Source organism: Acinetobacter bouvetii (assembly GCF_902753875.1).
Classification (GTDB): domain Bacteria; phylum Pseudomonadota; class Gammaproteobacteria; order Pseudomonadales; family Moraxellaceae; genus Acinetobacter; species Acinetobacter bouvetii_A.
Genome location: NZ_CADDTS010000048.1, coordinates 100,917 through 119,231, shown reverse-complemented (window position 1 = coordinate 119,231; position 18,315 = coordinate 100,917). Strand labels below are relative to the sequence as shown.

Genomic DNA, 18,315 nt, shown 5'->3' with positions numbered 1-18,315 from the left:
TATCAATCATGGTGATGCCCCACCATTAAAGCTTGATAATGGTGTATCTATACTGGTTTTAATGACCGTTGCAGCTGTCTGTGCAGGTTGTGCAGCAACCACACGTACAGATCTGTTATTGACCACCTGATTTACCAATTGCATGCCCGCATAACCACGGCTGGAACCAATATGCCCCGTATTTCCACTAATTAAACGGAAATTCACTTTCACCGCCAAATCCGGATTTTGCTGATTTTTCCATATCATCTCAAAACTGCCACTGCGCTGAGTCCGCTGTGCACGATCAATGAGGCGGTTAATGCCATATTCACCAGGTTCATCAAAAATCGTATGGGTCTGTCCTGCTAAATCTACTGCGGTAATACGTGCCCCCGGAATCGCCCCCTGATTTGGCCATACAAAATTCACCCATTGCTGAATACCATTTTCATAGACCATTCTTTGACCATCAATATCAATGGTATAGGACAGTAATTGTGGATTTTCCAAAGGATAAAACTGGAAGTTTGACTGATTACTTGCGACGGTATTCTGACTTTGATTCAACTCCCCGGTGGCCATACCATTACTAGGCGCCACATAACTCTGGAAACTCATGACAAATTGAGGATTTAAGCTCACACCTAAATCTTTCCATGTTTTAGAGCTTAAGCTATAACCACGACGAATCACCAAAGGATCCAGATGGTCTTTTACAAAGCGTGCAATACTGCCGTTTTCACCAAAAATCTGGCTAATTTCATGACTGGTGGCTTGTAAGCTGGCAGATGAATTAAAGGGATACTTTTGGCTCAGGTTTTCACTAAAAGGCTGAGTCGCTTGAATCATCCATAATTTATTGATTTCATCCTGCGTCGGGATCAATAAACTTTCAAATGACTGGGTTAAAGGTCTCATCAATAACTTTTGTAAAAGCTGTTGATCCATTTCATTCAGACCCATGGACATTTTTTCATCGGTTATTTTTTGGGTCGCATTAAAGACTGAATTCTGATCATTAATCGTCTGTTTCACCAAAGTCATTGCGGAAGGACCAATATCCCCTGCACTTTTGAGATCATTAAATTTACTACGCACCTGAGCCAGCGATTGCATGTATTCATCGAATAAAGACTTGTTCTGCTGGTCATCACGCTTACGCATCATTTGATAGAACATCTGAAATTCTTTGGCAATCACGCCCTGAGCCTGGCTTGCAGCTTGCTGCGAAATTTTAGACTCATTTGGAGTTAAAATTTTGCGTTTAAACCAGGCCATAAAACCGGTGTCTGAGGCAGCCAGTTCGGCTTGAACCACAGGATTGTCCCAACTGGTTTCTTGAGCAATCTTCTCCAGCATCGCACGAATAGGTGAATTTTCTGGTTCACCTAAAATTTCAATAGTTCTGGCTTGCTGTTTGAAATCACTGGATTTTGCATAGTGAATACCATTTAAAAATTTACGCCATTCAGCAATATATTCCTGTTTATACAAGGCTGTTAATTGCTTACTGATCTGGTCTGGACTGCCACTAAAGGTCAGGTCATCAGATTGTGTGCTATTAAGCACCCAGTCCTTGCTATCCATCGGTCGGTTTGCCGCCTCATCAATGGCCTGTTTGACATAGTTTGACCAGGCTTTATAGGTAAATATGCCCGGTAAAGCATAACTGCCGAGTACGGTATTCTGATGATTGGCTCCGGCTAACTGTTGTACAGTAACCGCAGGATAACGAACAGCCGCACGCATCTTGATTTCATTATAGACCCGGTCACGCGCAGGCATACCTCGAATCACAGCCAGTAATACTTGACGGGTTTGATCCACCACTTGGGAGTCTGATTCAAGCAAAGGAAATTTGGGATCCTGCGCTAAGGTCATGCTATAGGATAAAATTTGCTCTGCTTTTTGAATCATTTCACCCCGTGACATTTGCCCACGGTTTGCATCCAGCCAAGAACGCCAGAAACGCGTCACCTGATCACTTAAATGACTGGATTCCATGTATTGCCGATTGCTCATCATCAGATAGGCCTTTAATGCATTATAGGCATCTTGCGGATTGCTGGCGGATGGCTCCAGATATTGTTTTTTAGCAATCTGTTTGATTTCTACATTCACGTGATTGGCTTTTAAAGTCGCTTCATTGCTTTTCACAGTTTGCAGATACTGCGCAATATTTTGCTGAGTGGGCAGCAAAACAATCTGCTTTATCCCTTTTAAATATTCAGTTTTTAATTTGTCACGCAATACATTGCCTTGATACAAGCCAAAAGCAAATTTAATCGGTCGATCTTGTTCAAACTGATCCAGTTGCTGCATCCGATCTTGTAAAATCAACAAGCTATTCAATTGTGTTGATAATTCTTGCCCGGACTGTTTTTCTAAGTGTACGACTTTGTTCAAATCTGCCTGAACATCCGCAATCAACTGTTGATTATTGCGATAAGACCAAAGCCATAAACTTAAAATAATTGACATTCCCAATAGCGCAGCCATAAAAGCAAGATAACGCTGGCGCTTACGTCCCGGATTTATATGCTGTTTCACCAGATGTTTATCTTTTAAAATCACTTCTGAAAAGAGCCCTTTCAGAAAGTAACCATGATTTTGTGCAATAGAACGGTTTGGAATGCCATTTTCACTCTCCGGATTTCTGGACAACTGAAAATCAGCTGCAATTTGCTCGGTCATCGGGCTTTCAATCGCCCCTTCCTGCAAGGCACTGGTAAAATAGAAACCACGAAATACCGGTTTAAACTGATAAGGATTTTCTTCAAATAAAGTACCAATAAAGGTTTTCAAAACGGGTTTTAAGCTCTTAAATTCTAAGGGGAATGTCATCACACTTGGAGAGATATTTTGCGCATGACGTCGACTTAAATGCGTAGTACTAACCCCTTTTAAACCATCATATAAAACAGAATAATGCTGTTCAAAAAGTTCAATTGCATGATTGGCAGAATTGGGGTCATAAGCCAATGTAGCGCCCCAGACCTGATCAAATTCATTCACCTCATAACATTCAAAAAATTCAGTAAACCCTGCTATCAAGTCCATTTTAGAAAAGACCAGATAGACCGGAGCAAAAACCTCTAAACGTTCGGTTAAATCCTGAATACGTGCCCTTAAACTTTTTGCCAGTTTGATTGATTTTTCAGGGCTCTGGCTAATCAGTTCAGCAATGCTGACAATCACAATCAAGCCATTAATAGGTGCTTTGCTCCGACTTTTTTTCAGTAGATTCAAAAAGCCTAACCATTCCGAATGATCTTCCGAATAAACGGAATACCGCCCTGCGGTATCCAGCAGCACCCCTTCTGTAGAAAAAAACCAGTCACAGTTTCGTGTCCCGCTTAATCCCGAAGAGACCATTTTTTGATGAGATTCCTCAAAAGGAAACTTAAGTCCCGAATGATAAATGGCTGAACTTTTACCGGCTGCTGGATTTCCAATTACCATGTACCAGGGTAATTCATATAAGGCAGCATTACCCTTCTTGTCGCCTAATTTCGACTTGCGAATCAGCTGGATTGCATCTTTCATCTGCTGGCTAATGCGCTGTAATTCATCTTTGTCATTCTGCTGAGCATATTCAGCCCGGGTATCATGTTCAATAGCATCCGCAAGTGCTGCGCCGTATTGGGCATGGCGTTTTTTTTGTATCAGCCAATAGAGACCATAGACTACTAGAGCTAAAATATAGGCCATTAGCAGTGCCCAAAAAATGTTCCGTGGCAAAACCTGATATGACGACAGCAAAGCCACCAAAACAGATAGCACAATAATGGCTTTAGGATTGGTTATGTACTGCCACCCATAACCTAAAAGGGTATAAAACATGAGATTCTCGTTATTATATTGATTTTATTAATATTTAATTAGCTTGTTGTTTAAATGGGTTTGCTTCATCAGCCACTTGAAAAAAAGCATGGGTTGAAGCTTGAGCGTTACTATATATCATTGCAGTCAGCTCCTCAGGCAAATGCATGCCCAACATAAAACCAAAAATTTTGGCAAGTTGCTGGGTATGCCCCATGCATTGTTGAGTAAATAAAAAATGATGCGTTTCAATGAAAGTTGGGGCAAATAGCTGATTATTTTTCTTAATGACTTGAATATCCAAGGCATCATCGAGGATCAACACAAAGGGCTGTTCTTGCTGAACGAGTTGTGCATGATCAGGAATCACCTGCGTTAAGCACATTGATAAATCAACCACATTTCGTGCAATGTTCAGGATTTTCTGTGGTTGTATAGCGTTAATCTGTACAGGTTGTGCAGCGATACACCAGCTGGAGGAAAATTCTGCAGCGAGATACTGCTCAGAGAGCCATATTTTTTCATCCAGAAATTCCTGATCAATTTCTGAATTGATATTCAAAATCAGAGAGATTTCTTGAGATTGGGTTGATATGTGCTGGAGTAAATTCAGCCAGTCTTGATACCCCCTTTCCTGACTAAGAAAATGATGCTCGATATGCACTTGCTGTGACACAATGCCCAAAGATTCTGCGAAATTCAGCAGTATTGCATTGCTAGCAGATTCATTCCAGACATGAATTAAATTATCAGCGAATAAAATATGAATATTTAGTCGATTGAGACGTGGGACTTGTTCGACCTGATCATACTGTTCTTCTTCCTCACCGGCTTGTTCTCTTAAATCCATCCAAGCGGGATGCAGACGATACTGGTAAGCCAGTTCATGATCATAAAAAAATGCGGAGCGTTTTAAATGTTCCGCCACTTCTACTAATATTTCAGTATGTTGCTCTAATTGATATTCAATTAGAGCATTGATACGTTGCAAGCGTTCCTGTTTTTCCTCGATTTCAGGCTCATCTTGCTGTTGTAGTAGCATCTCGTCCAATGCCGATATTCTGTAAGATAAAACCGGTAAGCCATAACCATTGGTCAACCGATGATCCAGTTCCGGACTTCTGAATTTCTTTAGCTCATCAATAATGGTCTCATTTTCACCCCATGCATGGAATGTAAAGGATGAGAAGATATTCAGATGAAGCCATTGCATATCTTCCGTATTCAGCTGAGTTTCAGATGAATCATCTTCAGACTTGTGTTGATCTGATTGACTCTTTTGCTGCTGTGCTTTACGTTTTTGATACGCATGATATGCAAGATAAATAAAATAGGGAGCCAGTAAAATTAAAGATAAAACTACTGGAATAATAATAAAATACAACCATAAATCCATGGCTGACGGATTAAATTGGATGTCACGCCAATAATAAATTACTGCAATACTCACCAGCAGAAAAAGACTGCTAAAGGTTCCGAAAAGGAATTTCATCATTGAATATCTCCCCTTAATGCATAACACGTTTCTGAATGCTGCCCAGCGTGTTTTGACATTAAAAAAGCACCCTGTGCCAAGCCCATTTTAGTTTTGGCATCTAAACAAAGAGGCTGTATGTCTTCTTTTTTTAAAATTAAGCGTAAATCTACCATCAAATTTGGACTACACCAGGTAGATAGAATTTTTTTGAGTTTTTCGCTCAACTGTTGCTTTGGCATAAAGTTGAGATAATCTGTTCTGGATAATGGACCGATTTTTATTTCTATTTTTCCATCAATTTGTCGAATAGTTTCCCCACAAAAAGTGTTAACGCCCAATAAATTTGCATTTAAACCACCTAAAGCAGTTTTCTGTTCATGTTCCAGTTTAAATTTTTCTTCAATAAATTCTTCAATTTCAAAATGTTGTTTAAAAATACACTTCAACATGGTACTTAAGGCATAAGCCGTATTGTTTTGCCCCTGCATAAAACCTGAAAATTCTGCGAAATAATCATCTAAATCAGACTGAGCCTGCTGCGTGCTGACATAACCAGTTAAAGCATGCAGAATATCCAAATAATCATTTTTTTGTTCAATTTCATAACGAATCGGTAAATCATAGGCCAAACTTGCATCGACATATTGAGCGGTCAATTTATGATTGAATAGACCCAAAAAGTGAATAGTTTCTAGCTTTTGATAGCGGCCACTCTGTTTAATTTTATGCGTATACGTATAGGGTAAAGCACCTTGCAAACCGGTTAAGCCAACCATCAGATTGGTGAGCTGGATATGTTCTTTTTCCAGTGTTAATGCTTCAATTTCAGCAACAGGAAATTGGAGATTTAATGAACTATAAAATTTAAAATCATTCGCCCAATATCGTGTTTGAGACCCATTCGGCATGTGTCTAAGTAGTCGGGTTGCCTGAATAAACTCATAGCCTGTAGGTGCTGTAATCAGGTCTTCAATTACAGAAGCTTTTTGCCACCAACGTTCTGCACGCATTGGTATAACTCCTGTTGGCTATTTGAATCACAGACGATGACATCTACATAACTATTCATCTGAACTTTTAAATTCAAAATATGACTTAAAAGCTGAGTAAAAATATAAAGGCTATGTCCTCTAAAAACCTGACTATCAATATCTACCTGAACTTTAACGCCACGAACAAACAAAGGAAAAGGTCGCGCCTGCACCAACTTTTGGCTCAGTGAAAAAGAAATATTTTTAATTGAATGAATAATCAGATGATTTTCTTTTAATTTTGATAAGTTATACAGTTCCAATAATTCTTTGATATGGCTGACCGCATCCCCCTTCATCAAAGACAAGGTATTTAAAGAAAGATGAGAAATAATCCGCCACTGTTCTTTTTTATTTTGCTCAAAATAATAGGATTTGCTTGGTCGTTTTAAAATAAGCGCACTCCGTACCAGACTATTATTCAAGTTCAATACATGATTGGCTTGACTTAAAGCTTCATGAGGTAAATCACGATTGCAGCACAATAACTGCGTACTGATAAAATCAGACTTGCTACTCTGAGGAAATAAATGTTTCGAAATGATGGAATAATCTATTTCAACGGATTGATTTTGTAATTGCGTTGGATTGACACTATAAAAAAATTGCTGATTATCGTGATGATAATGGCTCATGCCAAAAAATGGCAAAATAGGAACAGTAACCTGGTCTTGATTACTTTTTTCCCGAATCATCTTCATCTCAAGGATCGAATACACTTGATAAAATTCAGGATGGTGGGCATCGGTAATGAGTGGATATTTTAATTGTTTATGATTAATTTTCTGCGGTTCTGCCTGTTTATGAAACAAGTTCACGACTGGAACTGAAAATAATTTAAAGTTCGCGATATTAAGTTCCGTATAATTCTGGATACAGGTCTGGTCATTCAGATTTAATTTAAAATGAATCAGAACTTCAAACGCTGATTGTTCAGAGTTTAAATACTTTAAAAAACTTAAATTCAAATTCAGGAAATTAAACTTTTCGGGAAAACAAAAATATTCCATTAACAAGCGATAAGCATGATGAGTATGCTGATCTATAGGCAATACACTTTCTGTTTCATTAAACCCCATCACCGCAAAAGGGTTATCAATGTCCATCAAAAAATTGCCTGCTTTTAATGAAAATTTCGTATCCTGATGAAAAACATGATCTAAAACCTGTAATGGAAAATTCGAAATTGCATCCAGATACAGTGGAAGCTTTTCATTTGCAAGAATATTATGGCTGTGATTAAAAATCTGAAAACCCAAGCTTAATGTCGCATTTTGTTTTAAATGCACATGTACACTGGGATTGGTCTGAAACTTTAAATTATTTAATGCAATAGGCAGTAACCTTACCGGGCGTGTGGTGGCAAATTCACATTGCACTCCTTTGTAACTTCGAGACTTTAGCTTGGTCGCCGTTGCAATTTCATGTGCTTCTGTGAGCTGTTTCAGTCGGCTAATTTCTTCAAAACTAACCACCGAACAGGCCGGGAAAGGTTTCAGATATTGCGGAAACATCACTTCAAATAAGGCATGCGTAAACTGGTTATAGCTATCGGCCAGCTTTTTATCGACTCGTGCTGCAACCAGTGAAAAAGCTTGAATTAATCGCTCAATATGCGGATCATCAATTTGCTCTTGATTGAGTGATAATCGTTGGGCAATTTTGGGATATTTTTGTGCGAATTCACGCGATTGTTGCCCAAATTCTTGTAATTGCTTTTCATAATAAGGTAACAGTTCTTCAATCACAGAAAACTCGCTTAAGACCGTGCAGAAATCACATATTGTTGTGTGGTGGGTTTTAATAACGCATCAAAAATGACCGGTTCAAATAAGGGATAAATATTTAAATAAGCCTGAATACTTAAACATAAGGCCCCCATATTCTGGCCATCGAGTAACATTTCTACTTTAATCTGTTTCAATCTGGGTTCATGGGCAGTAATGGAGCGTTCAATCGATTGGCAAATTTGATCCCGATCTTTGGGATTGGCAGTCGATAAACCCACAAAATCAATAATTCCAAATTGCAAAATAGACTGCTTTGCCATAGGAAAATCATCAATACAATCCTCCAATTTGGCCATTCGGCTATTCAGCAAATCCTCTAGATCCGTAGCAACAGATTCCCGTAATTGTTGCAGCGATATGCCCCGATCATTCTGTTCGGATCCGGGGAATAAACGGTCAAATAAAGTGCTTCTGAAACCGTAAGGATATAAGTGATCTAAATTCATGTTTTTCTTGTTTTATTTATCTAATAATCCAGCAGGAAATAGCGGCTAACACAGGTTAGCCACTATTTTTGTCACTCAGTTATGCAGCATAAGATGCTGTATTATTTGAAAGTGACCATTTCTTAGTAACGGCCCCTTTTTGTGTACCGTTAATATCCTGCTGGTTATAGGTCCATTCAACTGCGGCATATTTCAAACCAAATGATTCCGTTGGAACACCCTCTTCGTTAACGTTTGGTGTAACACTGGATACCAGTACATGTTTCAGCTTGATTTGAAGATATTTGATCCGTTTATCACCATTGGCACGGTAAAAATCAATTTGCACTTCATCAAAGGTATAACCAGCTGAACAAGCTTCCCAAAGTTTTGGACTGGTAGCATCCAAATCTTTAACAAAAAGCATATCGGCATGCTCAACACGTTCAGCGGTGTGACCACCAACGCTAGAAGAAGTTGCCGATTTAGGTTGACGGATATTATGCGCCCAAGAATTTACTTCTAGCCAATCCTTGTGTTCAGAGTCACGAGATTCGCCGTCAACTTTATACTTTCCACGAAATTGAACGTATATATCTTTCATTTTTTTATATTTTCCTGTTTTATTTTTAAATTATTATAAAATTGCACTCTGGTTAATTAGAGGACTGAGGTAACTCAGTAACAAGTCGCAAAGACACTGACAACTCATCCAACTGAAAATGAGGTCTTAAAAAGACCACCGACTTGTAGTGCCCAGGTTGAGCCGGGTTCTCTACAACTTTTACTGAAGCTTCACGAAGCGGATATTGTGCTTTTGCTTCTTGTGATGCTCCATCATCTAACAATACATATTGTGATAACCATTCATTCAAAAATGCTTCAACATTCCCAGCAGACGCGAAGCTCCCCACTTTGTCACGCATCATGGCTTTTAAATAATGGGCGATTCGGGAAACAGCCATAATATATTGAATCTGACTGGATAAAGCCGAATTGGCATTGGCGCTATCACTGTCATATTTTTTTGGCTTTTGAGTCGATTGTGCGCCAAAGAAAGCCGCATAATCCGTATTTTTACAGTGCACGAGTGGAATAAAACCGAGGTCACTGAGTTCTTTTTCACGCCGATCGGTAATGGCGATCTCGGTTGGACATTTAAATGCTACTTCACCATCATAAGTTTTGAAGGTATGTACAGGTAAGCCTTCAACCAGGCCGCCTCCTTCAACGCCACGAATCGCGGCACACCATCCATGCAGATCAAACGCATTGGTTAAGCGTGTAGCAAAGGCATAAGCAGCATTCATCCATAAATATTCATCATGGTTTTGACCAGATACTTCTTCAACGAAGTTGAATCCTTCCGTTGCGGTCCCGTCTTTAGGATGATAAGGCAAACGGCCTAATACTCTTGGTAGGGTCAATGCGACATAGCGGGCATCATCACTTTCACGGAAAGAACGCCATTGAATATATTCAGCTGTTTCAAAAATTTTAGAAACATCACGTGGGCGATCAATGTCAGTAAATGATTCTAGTCCCAACATCGTGGAACTTGCTGCAGAAATAAATGGTGCATGCGCAGCCGCAGCAACATGAGAAATTTGTTCCAACAAATACATGTCTGATGGTGTACGATCAAACTCAAAATCACCAACTAAAGTTGCATATGGCGCACCACCAAATGAGCCATATTCTTCTTCATAGATTTTTTTAAACAGCGTGCTTTGATCGAAATCTGTCGCACCCTGAAAATCTTTAAGCAGTTCTTTTTTGGTGGTATTTAACATCCGGATTTTGATTAAAGAATGCGATGGGGTTTCCTGACAGAAATAATATAAACCACGCCATGTCGATTCAATTTTTTGAAATTGCTCATTATGCAGAATTTTGCTTAACTGATTGGAAATCAAAGCATCAATTTCTGCAATACGCTTATCAATTGACAGGGTCATATTTTCTGAAACAGTAATCGTTCCCGCCATGACGGCTTTGGCCAATTCACCAATCAGACTTTTCGCACGGTCATGTTCTTCATGATTTCGTGCAATCCGGCTTTGCTCAACAATCGAATCCAGTAAGGTAAATTCTTCGACATCAATATTGGACGCGGTAGCAGCATGTAGATTATTCATGATCTGCCTCCAGACTTAATTTACGGACTTGATCGGTATTTTGTAAAACTTGATCCAGTAAATCTTCAAGTCTTTCATTGTTCGAAATTTTATTACGTAAATCAGTTAAACGTTCACGCGCTTGCACCAATTGATGTAAAGGTTCAACCTGTTGCACAACTTTTTCCGGACGGAAATCTGCCATTGAATTAAAAGTTAAATCAACCGACATAGCCCCGCCCTCTTCAGTTAAAGTATTTTCAACTTGAAAAGTTGCACGCGGTGCAAGGGATTGCATCACTTCATCAATATTATCCAAATCGACATTGATAAACTTTTTATCTTTTAATTTAGTTTTTTCTAGTTCAGATGCTGCGGAAAAATCACCTAATACCCCAATCACAAAAGGCAATTCTTTTACTTCTTTAGCATCACCTACTTCTACATCGTAGGTCAGTTGCACGCGTGGTGGACGGATGCGCTGGAGTTTTTTTTGCACACTTTCACGTTTAGCCATGAATATGGTCCTGTTTTAGTTTTTATTTAAATGAAGCAAATGGACTCGAACCTGAAACTGTAGGATTGCCATTTTGTGGTTTGGTTGCTGCTATGGTGTTGATTGGGGTCTTTTTTACCGATTTGTTGGGTGTGCTGATCGTTTTTGAGCGACTCAGTTGAGATTCTTTAGACGCTGAATGACGATCAGAATTACGGTTATTGGCATTAATTTTTAAAGACTTTTTTTGTTTTATAGAAGATGTCGTAATGGCTTTCGCATCAGAAGTATCCGGTTCGGGTAATGCATGCTGAATATGATCGGACAACTGTTTGGCTGCAGGATAAGTACTATCTGCTTTAAGGTAGCGCATTTCCTGGCTACGCATATGTTGTAAAGAATTCTCTGCAATCGCTATTCCTGCAAGAAAAGCCACATCAGTCAATTCACTATGCTGTACATTCTGTTCGCGCAACTGATCTACCAGTTGTAAAGCTTTTAAATTCTTCCCCATAGCCTGAAATTTTTGTGCTGCCTGAATGGATAATTCATGTTGAAGAACAATATTTTTCTTGTTTTTCTTATCACAGATTTGGCTATAAATATTTAATAAATCCGGGTCAGTTTCACCTGCAACGATAGGATGATCTTTAATACATCCTTTTTTCAGTTCAATGGGCTGTTCACGAGCAAAAGTGAATGTGCTGACTGAAAATACCAGGGTTAAGGCCCAAAAAATTCTAGTTTTATTCAAAATATGCCTCTAATTTTTTTAAGTTTAAATTTAATTATTTATCAGGGCTAAATCAGCCTTACTGACTTTCCCATTTTTTATTCATTATTTTTGACTTTTCATCAATGCGCAGATTTAACAAAAAGTGATCACTTAAAGTCAACAGTAAATTTTTAGAAAACGGCATGTTTGCCAGTTTTAATTGTTTTTTTATGTAAAAAGATTAAAGAATCTGGATATTTTTTTTAATTCTTTGAAATAAATGTGTAGAATGTGCCAATTGCTTTTACACAAATAGATATAAAGCATTGTTTTTAAATAAAAATTAAATAAACATAAAATTAAGACAATTTAGTATTGTAATAAAATAAAAACTGATTGTCGTTTTAGAAAGTTGAATTAAAAATGAATAATTTAAAAATTTTAATTACAAAATTATCTTCATGTGCCCGCCTCGCGCTCGAAAAATCAGTCAATGCCTGTATCAATCAACAAAACTATGAAATAGAAATTGAACATTTTTTTTTAGAGATTCTACACAATCATGAGAAAAATGATTTACAGCTGTTATTTGATACTTACAAAATTTCAGCTGAAGGTTTAATTGAAGATTTAAAACATAGTATTTCGCAGTTACCTAAAGGTAATGCCAGAACCCCTATTTTTTCAAATTCCATCGTCCGCTTATTTGAGCAAGCCTGGTTATTGGCTTCGGCAGAGCAAAAACCACTTATTCGTAGCGGGCACTTATTGATTGCATTACTGACTGCAAATGATCTGTATCAGGTTGCAATCCGAGCTTCAAGTCTATTTGAATTGTTTCCAATTGATACGATGAAACACAAGTTCATAGCGCTATGTGTCAAAAGTATTGAGCAAGAATCTGAACAGAATACCTCTTCTCAAGTTGAATCAACTGCAAAAAAATCCGAACCCATGTTAAAAACGCCGGCCTTAGATCAATACACGATTAATCTAACGGAAAAGGCCAAACAAGGTGCAATTGACCCGGTCATTGGTCGTGAATTCGAAATTCGCTTGATGCTGGATATTTTAATGCGCCGTCGTCAGAACAATCCTATTTTAACTGGTGAACCTGGCGTTGGGAAAACCGCCGTAGTTGAGGGCTTGGCACTTAAAATTGCCCATCATCAGGTGCCGGATGCTTTAAAAAATGTGCATTTACATGTACTGGATATGGGCCTATTGCAAGCAGGTGCCAGTGTAAAAGGCGAATTTGAAAATCGCCTAAAACAGGTGATTCAGGAAGTTCAAAGTTCCGTCCATCCTATTATTTTATTTATTGATGAAGCACATAGCTTAATTGGTGCAGGTGGTCAAGCTGGTCAGAATGATGCAGCCAATTTGCTTAAACCGGCTTTAGCTCGTGGTGAATTAAGGACCATTGCCGCAACTACCTGGGCTGAATATAAACAATATTTTGAAAAAGATGCCGCACTAAGCCGTCGCTTTCAGGTGGTGAAAGTTGAAGAGCCGACTGAAACTGCAGCGATTGAAATGCTGCGTGCCATGATTCCAGTCATGAGCGAGCATTTTCAGTTGCAAATTGATGATGAAGCGATTGTTGCAGCGGTTCACTCTTCCCATCGCTATATTAGTGGACGCCAACTGCCAGACAAAGCCATTAGCGTATTGGATACGGCTGCCGCACGTGTGGCACTGACCCAAAAGGCACAACCGGTCCAGTTAGATCAGCTCAAAGCGCAACGTCATAATTTACATCTTGAACGTGACATTTTAGCTACCGAACATCAAACACGTCCTATTCATCATGCGCGTTTAGACGCATTAGATCAGAAAATTGAATTCCTGGAGCTTGAAATTGCAGTGACTGAACGGCAATGGAAATCCGAACTGGAACTAGTGCAACAGATTCAATCCATTGAACAGACTGATTTATCTTCCGGACATTCTAATAAGCGACAAAGTATTTTTAATCTTCGTCAACAATTGGCCGATATTCAAGGTCAAAACCCTTTGGTTTTTGAACGCGTCAATGCACACATCATTCAGGAAATTATTTCTGATTGGACGGGTATTCCTGTGGGCAATATGGTTCATGATGAAATTAAACAGATTTTAACTTTAGAAGATAAACTTTCAGAACGGGTGATGGGACAAGACTATGCTTTGCAACAACTGGTTCAAGGCATTAAAACCGCTAAAGCAAAACTTGAAGATCCCAATAAACCACAAGGGGTATTTTTACTGGTGGGTCCAAGTGGTGTCGGTAAAACTGAAACCGCTTTAGCACTCGCCCATGAATTATATGGTGGTGAATCGCACCTGATTACCATCAATATGTCTGAATACCAAGAAGCCCATACGGTTTCCTCGCTTAAAGGTGCTCCTCCTGGTTATGTCGGATATGGTCAAGGTGGTGTGTTAACGGAAGCCGTACGCCGTAATCCTTATAGCGTGGTGCTACTGGATGAAATTGAAAAAGCGCATCCTGATGTTCAGGAATTGTTTTACCAGGTTTTCGATAAAGGCATGCTTGAAGATGGTGAAGGTCGTTTAATTGATTTTAAAAATACCACGATTCTATTAACCTCCAATGCCGGATCAAGTACCATTATGCAAGCTTGCTTAAACTTGCCGTTTGAGCAATGGCCAACAGCCGAAGCATTAACAGAACAATTAAAACCGAGTTTATATAAACAGTTTAAACCGGCATTTTTAGGCCGTATGCGTGTTGTACCCTACTTTCCTTTACATGATGAATTACTGCTGCGCATCATTAAACATAAACTGGGGAAAATTACTGCCCGTTTAGAACAGCAATACACCACTCAAGTGACTTATAGTGAAGAGCTGACTGAATTACTGCTCAGCCGTTGTACTGAAGTGGATAGCGGTGCGCGCAATGTCGATCATATTCTCAATTCATCCGTATTACCTGCTCTTGCTACGCAGATATTGGTCTGCTTGGCGGAACAAAATTTGCCTAAACAAATATTTATCGATGTTCAGGATGATGAAATCATTTATCGGCTTGACCCTGTTGCTAAACCCTTAAAAAAACGCAGTAATAAAAAAAGCAAAGTGACTGCAGCGTAATTTAAAAAAGACTGAAAAGACTAAAAGGCAAAACATGAGTGTAGAACTCGAAACATTATTAAAAGCGATTTCCGCTGATACCCCTTGCGGCGTAAATTGTTCATTTTCAAATGAATTTCATGCCATTAAAAAGGCAAAAACTCAAGATGATCCACTATTGGATCAGGGAGATTGGGTTGCGGAGCCTAAGCAAGCGGATTGGGCCTTTGTAAGCGCCAAATCGACTGAATTGCTGACTGAAAAAACCAAAGACATTCGGCTCTATAGCTGGTTGATGGAAGCCTGGTCTCATCTGTATGGTTTTAAAGGTATAGCCCAAGCTTTGGAATTAACGCAGCGTAGCTTAAGCGATTTCTGGATGTTATTGCATCCCGTCATTGAAGATAATGATTTGGATCAACGTCTAGGTTTGTTACAAGGCCTAATTAACCAGCTACCCATGCTGATTAAAAATATTCCGGTTATGAATGTGTCGCCTTTTTATTCTTTAATGGATTACGACGTTTTATTGCATCAACAAAATTTACGTCTGAAGCAGGTTGAGGAGCATGCGAATGTACAGTCAGGTTCATCTTTAGAACAGTTTGAGCAAGCTCTTTGCCAGACGTCCCAATCTTTGCAATATCAAAATTATCAGGCATTTTTAGATATTTTGAAGCAATGGCAGATTTTAAAAGCGGTTTTGGATAGTTTGTTGGGGCTAGATGCACCGAGTTTTGCTGCGATTGATTCACAGCTAGAATCTATACACAACAGTCTGAAAAAAATCTATAAAACTGATGCCTTTAGTTCCGGAACAATTATTAGTAATCAAGAAAATCCAGTTGCGGAAACAACTCACCCTTCTGAAAATGTTCAGTCAGCAACTGACTGCATATCGACATCAATAATGAGACCTTCACTGACCTTTCAAGTTCAGGCTCAAAATCATCTGGCCAATCGTGAACAGGCCATACACGTGCTGCAAGAGATTGCCCATTATTTTCAGGCCAATGAGCCACATAGTCCGGTCAGTTATATGCTGCAAAAAACCATCAAGTGGAGTCAGTTGCCTCTACATGAATGGCTCACTCAAGTGATCAAAAATGAAAATCCACTAGAAACCGTACATGAACTTCTCGGTGTTCAAAAAAATACTCATGACACAAATAACGACTGGTAAATTCAATGTTTAAAGCAGAAAAAATTCTTTGGGGCGAAGGCTTATTTTTACGTCCACAACATTTTCAATTACAAGATGCCTATCATGAACAGCGCTTGAATCACACCATCCGCTCCACGATTCCTTTTGCTTATGGTGTTCAATCGATTCAGTTTGATGAAGTACAACTCAATACCCATGTGCTGGCTTTAGAAAAGATAGACATGATCTGGCAAGATGGCGATATTTATCAAGCCCCTGCCCGAGACTTATTACCAGAGCCCATTCAACTGGATGATTTAAATTTACGTGGAGAAATCACCGTATATTTGGCATTACCAGTCATTCAACCCAATAAACGCAATGTATCTTTTGAAGAAAATTCCCAACCGAGTCGTTATCACTCACATCTGAGCGAAACGCATGACCTGTTTACCGATGCTACAGCAGCGGATATAACTCTATTAAGACGCCGTGCAGAACTTAAATTATTTGATTCCAGTGTGCAGCCGAACCATGAGTTAGACGGTTTCTTATATTTGGCAATTGCCAAAATTAAACGTCAAAGTTCGGGAAATTTTGAATTGGACAGCAAGTTCATCCCTCCGATCTTGCATATTGAATCTTCTGAAACGCTTATTTCAAATTTAAAGCGCACCTTGAATGTCGTTAAAGCGAAAATCAAAACCATTCAAAGTAATAACCGTGAAAATGAGCAAAAACTGATTGAGTTCCGTTCAGGCGATATTGTGTCTTTCTGGTTGGTCAATGCCTTGAATACCGCTCATGCAAGCCTGAATCATCTATTGCAATATCCGCATATCCATCCGGAACGACTGTTTTTTGAATTACTGCGTTTAACCGGATCACTGCTGACTTTCTCCACAGCCTATGAAGTGGATCAATTACCGCAATATCAGCATCATCATTTACAAGAAAGCTTTTCACAATTAGATATTATTTTACGTGATTTACTCGATACCATTATTTCAAACCGTTATATCAGTATTGCCTTAAAAGAAATTCGCCCATCTTATTGGCTGGGTAGTCTGGAGTCCGACAAAATCACGCGAGATACACGGCTGTATATTGCAGTTTCCAGTGGCGTGATGCAAACCCATGAACTGGTTCAGTTGGTCCCGCTTCGTTTTAAAGTCGGTAATACTGTGGATGTTGAACAACGCGTGGTTGCCGCCTTGCCGGTGATTCCGCTGCATCACTTAATGCAAGTTCCGACTGCCATTCCAGTACGTTCTGGCGTCAGTTATTTTGAAATTGAACCGAATAATGAACTCTATCAGCGCATGCTAGATGCAGAATCCCTCTGTATTTATATTCCTGCCGGTTTTCAGGACATTTCGGTTGAACTCATTGCAGTCATGAATAGTTAAGGAAGCTTGAAATGAATATAAATAATAATGCGCCTTCACTTTTTGATGATGGACAAATTGGTATGGGTTTAAACCCATCGACTACTCAAGCAAAAATCACTCATGCAACCAATCTGGTCGATCTATTACATGATGGTTTTTATATTGTATTTCTCTTAAAGAATCAGTATATCCCAGCTAATGTAGAAGAATTTCGTGACAAAATTTTAGCTCTGCTCAATCGTTTTGAAAATCAGGCGCGAAAACTGCAATTTTCCGCCGATGATATTCATGATGCAAAATATGCCTATTGTGCATTACTGGATGAAACGATTGTCACCCAACAAGATGCCAAATTCTTTGATTTACAGAATAACTGGATGATTAGTCCATTACAGCTCAGCCTTTTTGGTTCCCAACTTGCAGGCTATCGTTTTTTTGAAATTTTAGAGTCCTTGCGTAGTCATGGCAAAGAGCGATTAGCAGCTCTGGAAGTGTTTCATTACTGCATGTTACTGGGCTTTCATGGGAAATTCCGTATTGAATCCATGCAAAATTTAAATCATCTGGTTGCACGTGTGGGTGATGAAATTGATTTCCTAAAAGGCAAAAAAACAGCTTTTTCACCATTTTCCGCTTTGCCCGATCAAATTAAACATCTGCTTCATCGTGAATTACCGTTCTGGGGAATTTTGATCTTTTTGGGGATTTTTGCTTTATTCGTTTTCATCACTTTAAACTTTATGCTTTTAAATCAAAATAATAAGTCTTTGGCAGAATATCAAAACATTATTAATTCACCTGCTGAGCAGGCCTATATCACGATCCATTTACCCTAAAGAAAAATTAA

At 39.0% G+C, this 18,315-nt stretch carries 13 protein-coding genes; 4 read left to right on the top strand and 9 right to left on the bottom strand.

Annotated features, from left to right (window positions below):
• Positions 1-6 precede the first annotated feature (6 nt).
• The 9 genes from tssM to FB6_RS14115 form a co-directional block, all read right to left on the bottom strand.
• On the bottom strand, positions 7-3,825 hold the full coding sequence (tssM, locus tag FB6_RS14155; protein WP_174560599.1) for a type VI secretion system membrane subunit TssM: 3,819 nt from the start codon (positions 3,823-3,825) through the stop codon (positions 7-9).
• Positions 3,826-3,859: 34 nt separating this feature from the next.
• A complete protein-coding gene (locus tag FB6_RS14150) occupies positions 3,860-5,299 on the bottom strand; it encodes a hypothetical protein (protein ID WP_174560598.1) in 1,440 nt (479 codons plus the stop codon).
• A complete protein-coding gene (gene tssG / locus FB6_RS14145) occupies positions 5,296-6,291 on the bottom strand; it encodes a type VI secretion system baseplate subunit TssG (RefSeq protein WP_174560597.1) in 996 nt (331 codons plus the stop codon). The genes FB6_RS14150 and tssG overlap by 4 nt, the downstream gene beginning before the upstream one ends.
• Positions 6,255-8,060 (bottom strand): type VI secretion system baseplate subunit TssF, encoded by a 1,806-nt coding sequence (gene tssF, locus FB6_RS14140; protein ID WP_174560596.1) that lies wholly within the window; start codon positions 8,058-8,060, stop codon positions 6,255-6,257. The genes tssG and tssF overlap by 37 nt, the downstream gene beginning before the upstream one ends.
• Before the next feature lie 11 nt (positions 8,061-8,071).
• On the bottom strand, positions 8,072-8,548 hold the full coding sequence (gene tssE / locus FB6_RS14135) for a type VI secretion system baseplate subunit TssE (RefSeq protein ID WP_174560595.1): 477 nt from the start codon (positions 8,546-8,548) through the stop codon (positions 8,072-8,074).
• A 79-nt stretch (positions 8,549-8,627) separates the two neighbouring features.
• Positions 8,628-9,131 carry an Hcp family type VI secretion system effector gene (locus FB6_RS14130; protein WP_174560594.1) on the bottom strand — a complete coding sequence of 168 codons (504 nt, stop codon included), beginning with the start codon at positions 9,129-9,131 and terminating at the stop codon, positions 8,628-8,630.
• A 52-nt stretch (positions 9,132-9,183) separates the two neighbouring features.
• Positions 9,184-10,665 carry a type VI secretion system contractile sheath large subunit gene (tssC, locus tag FB6_RS14125; RefSeq protein ID WP_174560593.1) on the bottom strand — a complete coding sequence of 494 codons (1,482 nt, stop codon included), beginning with the start codon at positions 10,663-10,665 and terminating at the stop codon, positions 9,184-9,186.
• Positions 10,658-11,161 carry a type VI secretion system contractile sheath small subunit gene (gene tssB, locus FB6_RS14120; protein ID WP_174560592.1) on the bottom strand — a complete coding sequence of 168 codons (504 nt, stop codon included), beginning with the start codon at positions 11,159-11,161 and terminating at the stop codon, positions 10,658-10,660. Before tssB ends, tssC begins: the two co-directional genes overlap by 8 nt.
• A 22-nt stretch (positions 11,162-11,183) precedes the next feature.
• Complete coding sequence (locus tag FB6_RS14115; RefSeq protein WP_174560591.1) at positions 11,184-11,894, bottom strand: hypothetical protein; 711 nt, start codon at positions 11,892-11,894, stop codon at positions 11,184-11,186.
• Positions 11,895-12,278: 384 nt separating this feature from the next.
• Here FB6_RS14115 and tssH point away from each other — a divergent pair, with 384 nt between their 5' ends.
• From tssH to icmH, 4 genes are read left to right on the top strand one after another with little or no spacing between them, the layout of a single operon-like run.
• A complete protein-coding gene (tssH, locus tag FB6_RS14110) occupies positions 12,279-14,954 on the top strand; it encodes a type VI secretion system ATPase TssH (RefSeq protein WP_174560590.1) in 2,676 nt (891 codons plus the stop codon).
• Positions 14,955-14,988: 34 nt separating this feature from the next.
• Complete coding sequence (tssA, locus tag FB6_RS14105; protein ID WP_174560589.1) at positions 14,989-16,116, top strand: type VI secretion system protein TssA; 1,128 nt, start codon at positions 14,989-14,991, stop codon at positions 16,114-16,116.
• Positions 16,117-16,121: 5 nt separating this feature from the next.
• On the top strand, positions 16,122-17,486 hold the full coding sequence (gene tssK / locus FB6_RS14100; protein WP_174560588.1) for a type VI secretion system baseplate subunit TssK: 1,365 nt from the start codon (positions 16,122-16,124) through the stop codon (positions 17,484-17,486).
• Between the two features lie 11 nt (positions 17,487-17,497).
• Positions 17,498-18,304, top strand: coding sequence for a type IVB secretion system protein IcmH/DotU (gene icmH / locus FB6_RS14095; RefSeq protein ID WP_174560587.1), 807 nt, complete (start codon positions 17,498-17,500; stop codon positions 18,302-18,304).
• The last annotated feature ends 11 nt before the right edge of the window (positions 18,305-18,315 follow it).

Bases quoted from the DNA above. Each gene is read 5' to 3' on its own strand.
- tssM (WP_174560599.1), bottom strand. From the start codon at position 3,825: ATGTTTTATACCCTTTTAGGTTATGGGTGGCAGTACATAACCAATCCT.
- FB6_RS14150 (WP_174560598.1), bottom strand. From the start codon at position 5,299: ATGATGAAATTCCTTTTCGGAACCTTTAGCAGTCTTTTTCTGCTGGTG.
- tssG (WP_174560597.1), bottom strand. From the start codon at position 6,291: ATGCGTGCAGAACGTTGGTGGCAAAAAGCTTCTGTAATTGAAGACCTG.
- tssE (WP_174560595.1), bottom strand. From the start codon at position 8,548: ATGAATTTAGATCACTTATATCCTTACGGTTTCAGAAGCACTTTATTT.
- FB6_RS14130 (WP_174560594.1), bottom strand. From the start codon at position 9,131: ATGAAAGATATATACGTTCAATTTCGTGGAAAGTATAAAGTTGACGGC.
- tssC (WP_174560593.1), bottom strand. From the start codon at position 10,665: ATGAATAATCTACATGCTGCTACCGCGTCCAATATTGATGTCGAAGAA.
- tssB (WP_174560592.1), bottom strand. From the start codon at position 11,161: ATGGCTAAACGTGAAAGTGTGCAAAAAAAACTCCAGCGCATCCGTCCA.
- tssH (WP_174560590.1), top strand. From the start codon at position 12,279: ATGAATAATTTAAAAATTTTAATTACAAAATTATCTTCATGTGCCCGC.
- tssA (WP_174560589.1), top strand. From the start codon at position 14,989: ATGAGTGTAGAACTCGAAACATTATTAAAAGCGATTTCCGCTGATACC.
- tssK (WP_174560588.1), top strand. From the start codon at position 16,122: ATGTTTAAAGCAGAAAAAATTCTTTGGGGCGAAGGCTTATTTTTACGT.
- icmH (WP_174560587.1), top strand. From the start codon at position 17,498: ATGAATATAAATAATAATGCGCCTTCACTTTTTGATGATGGACAAATT.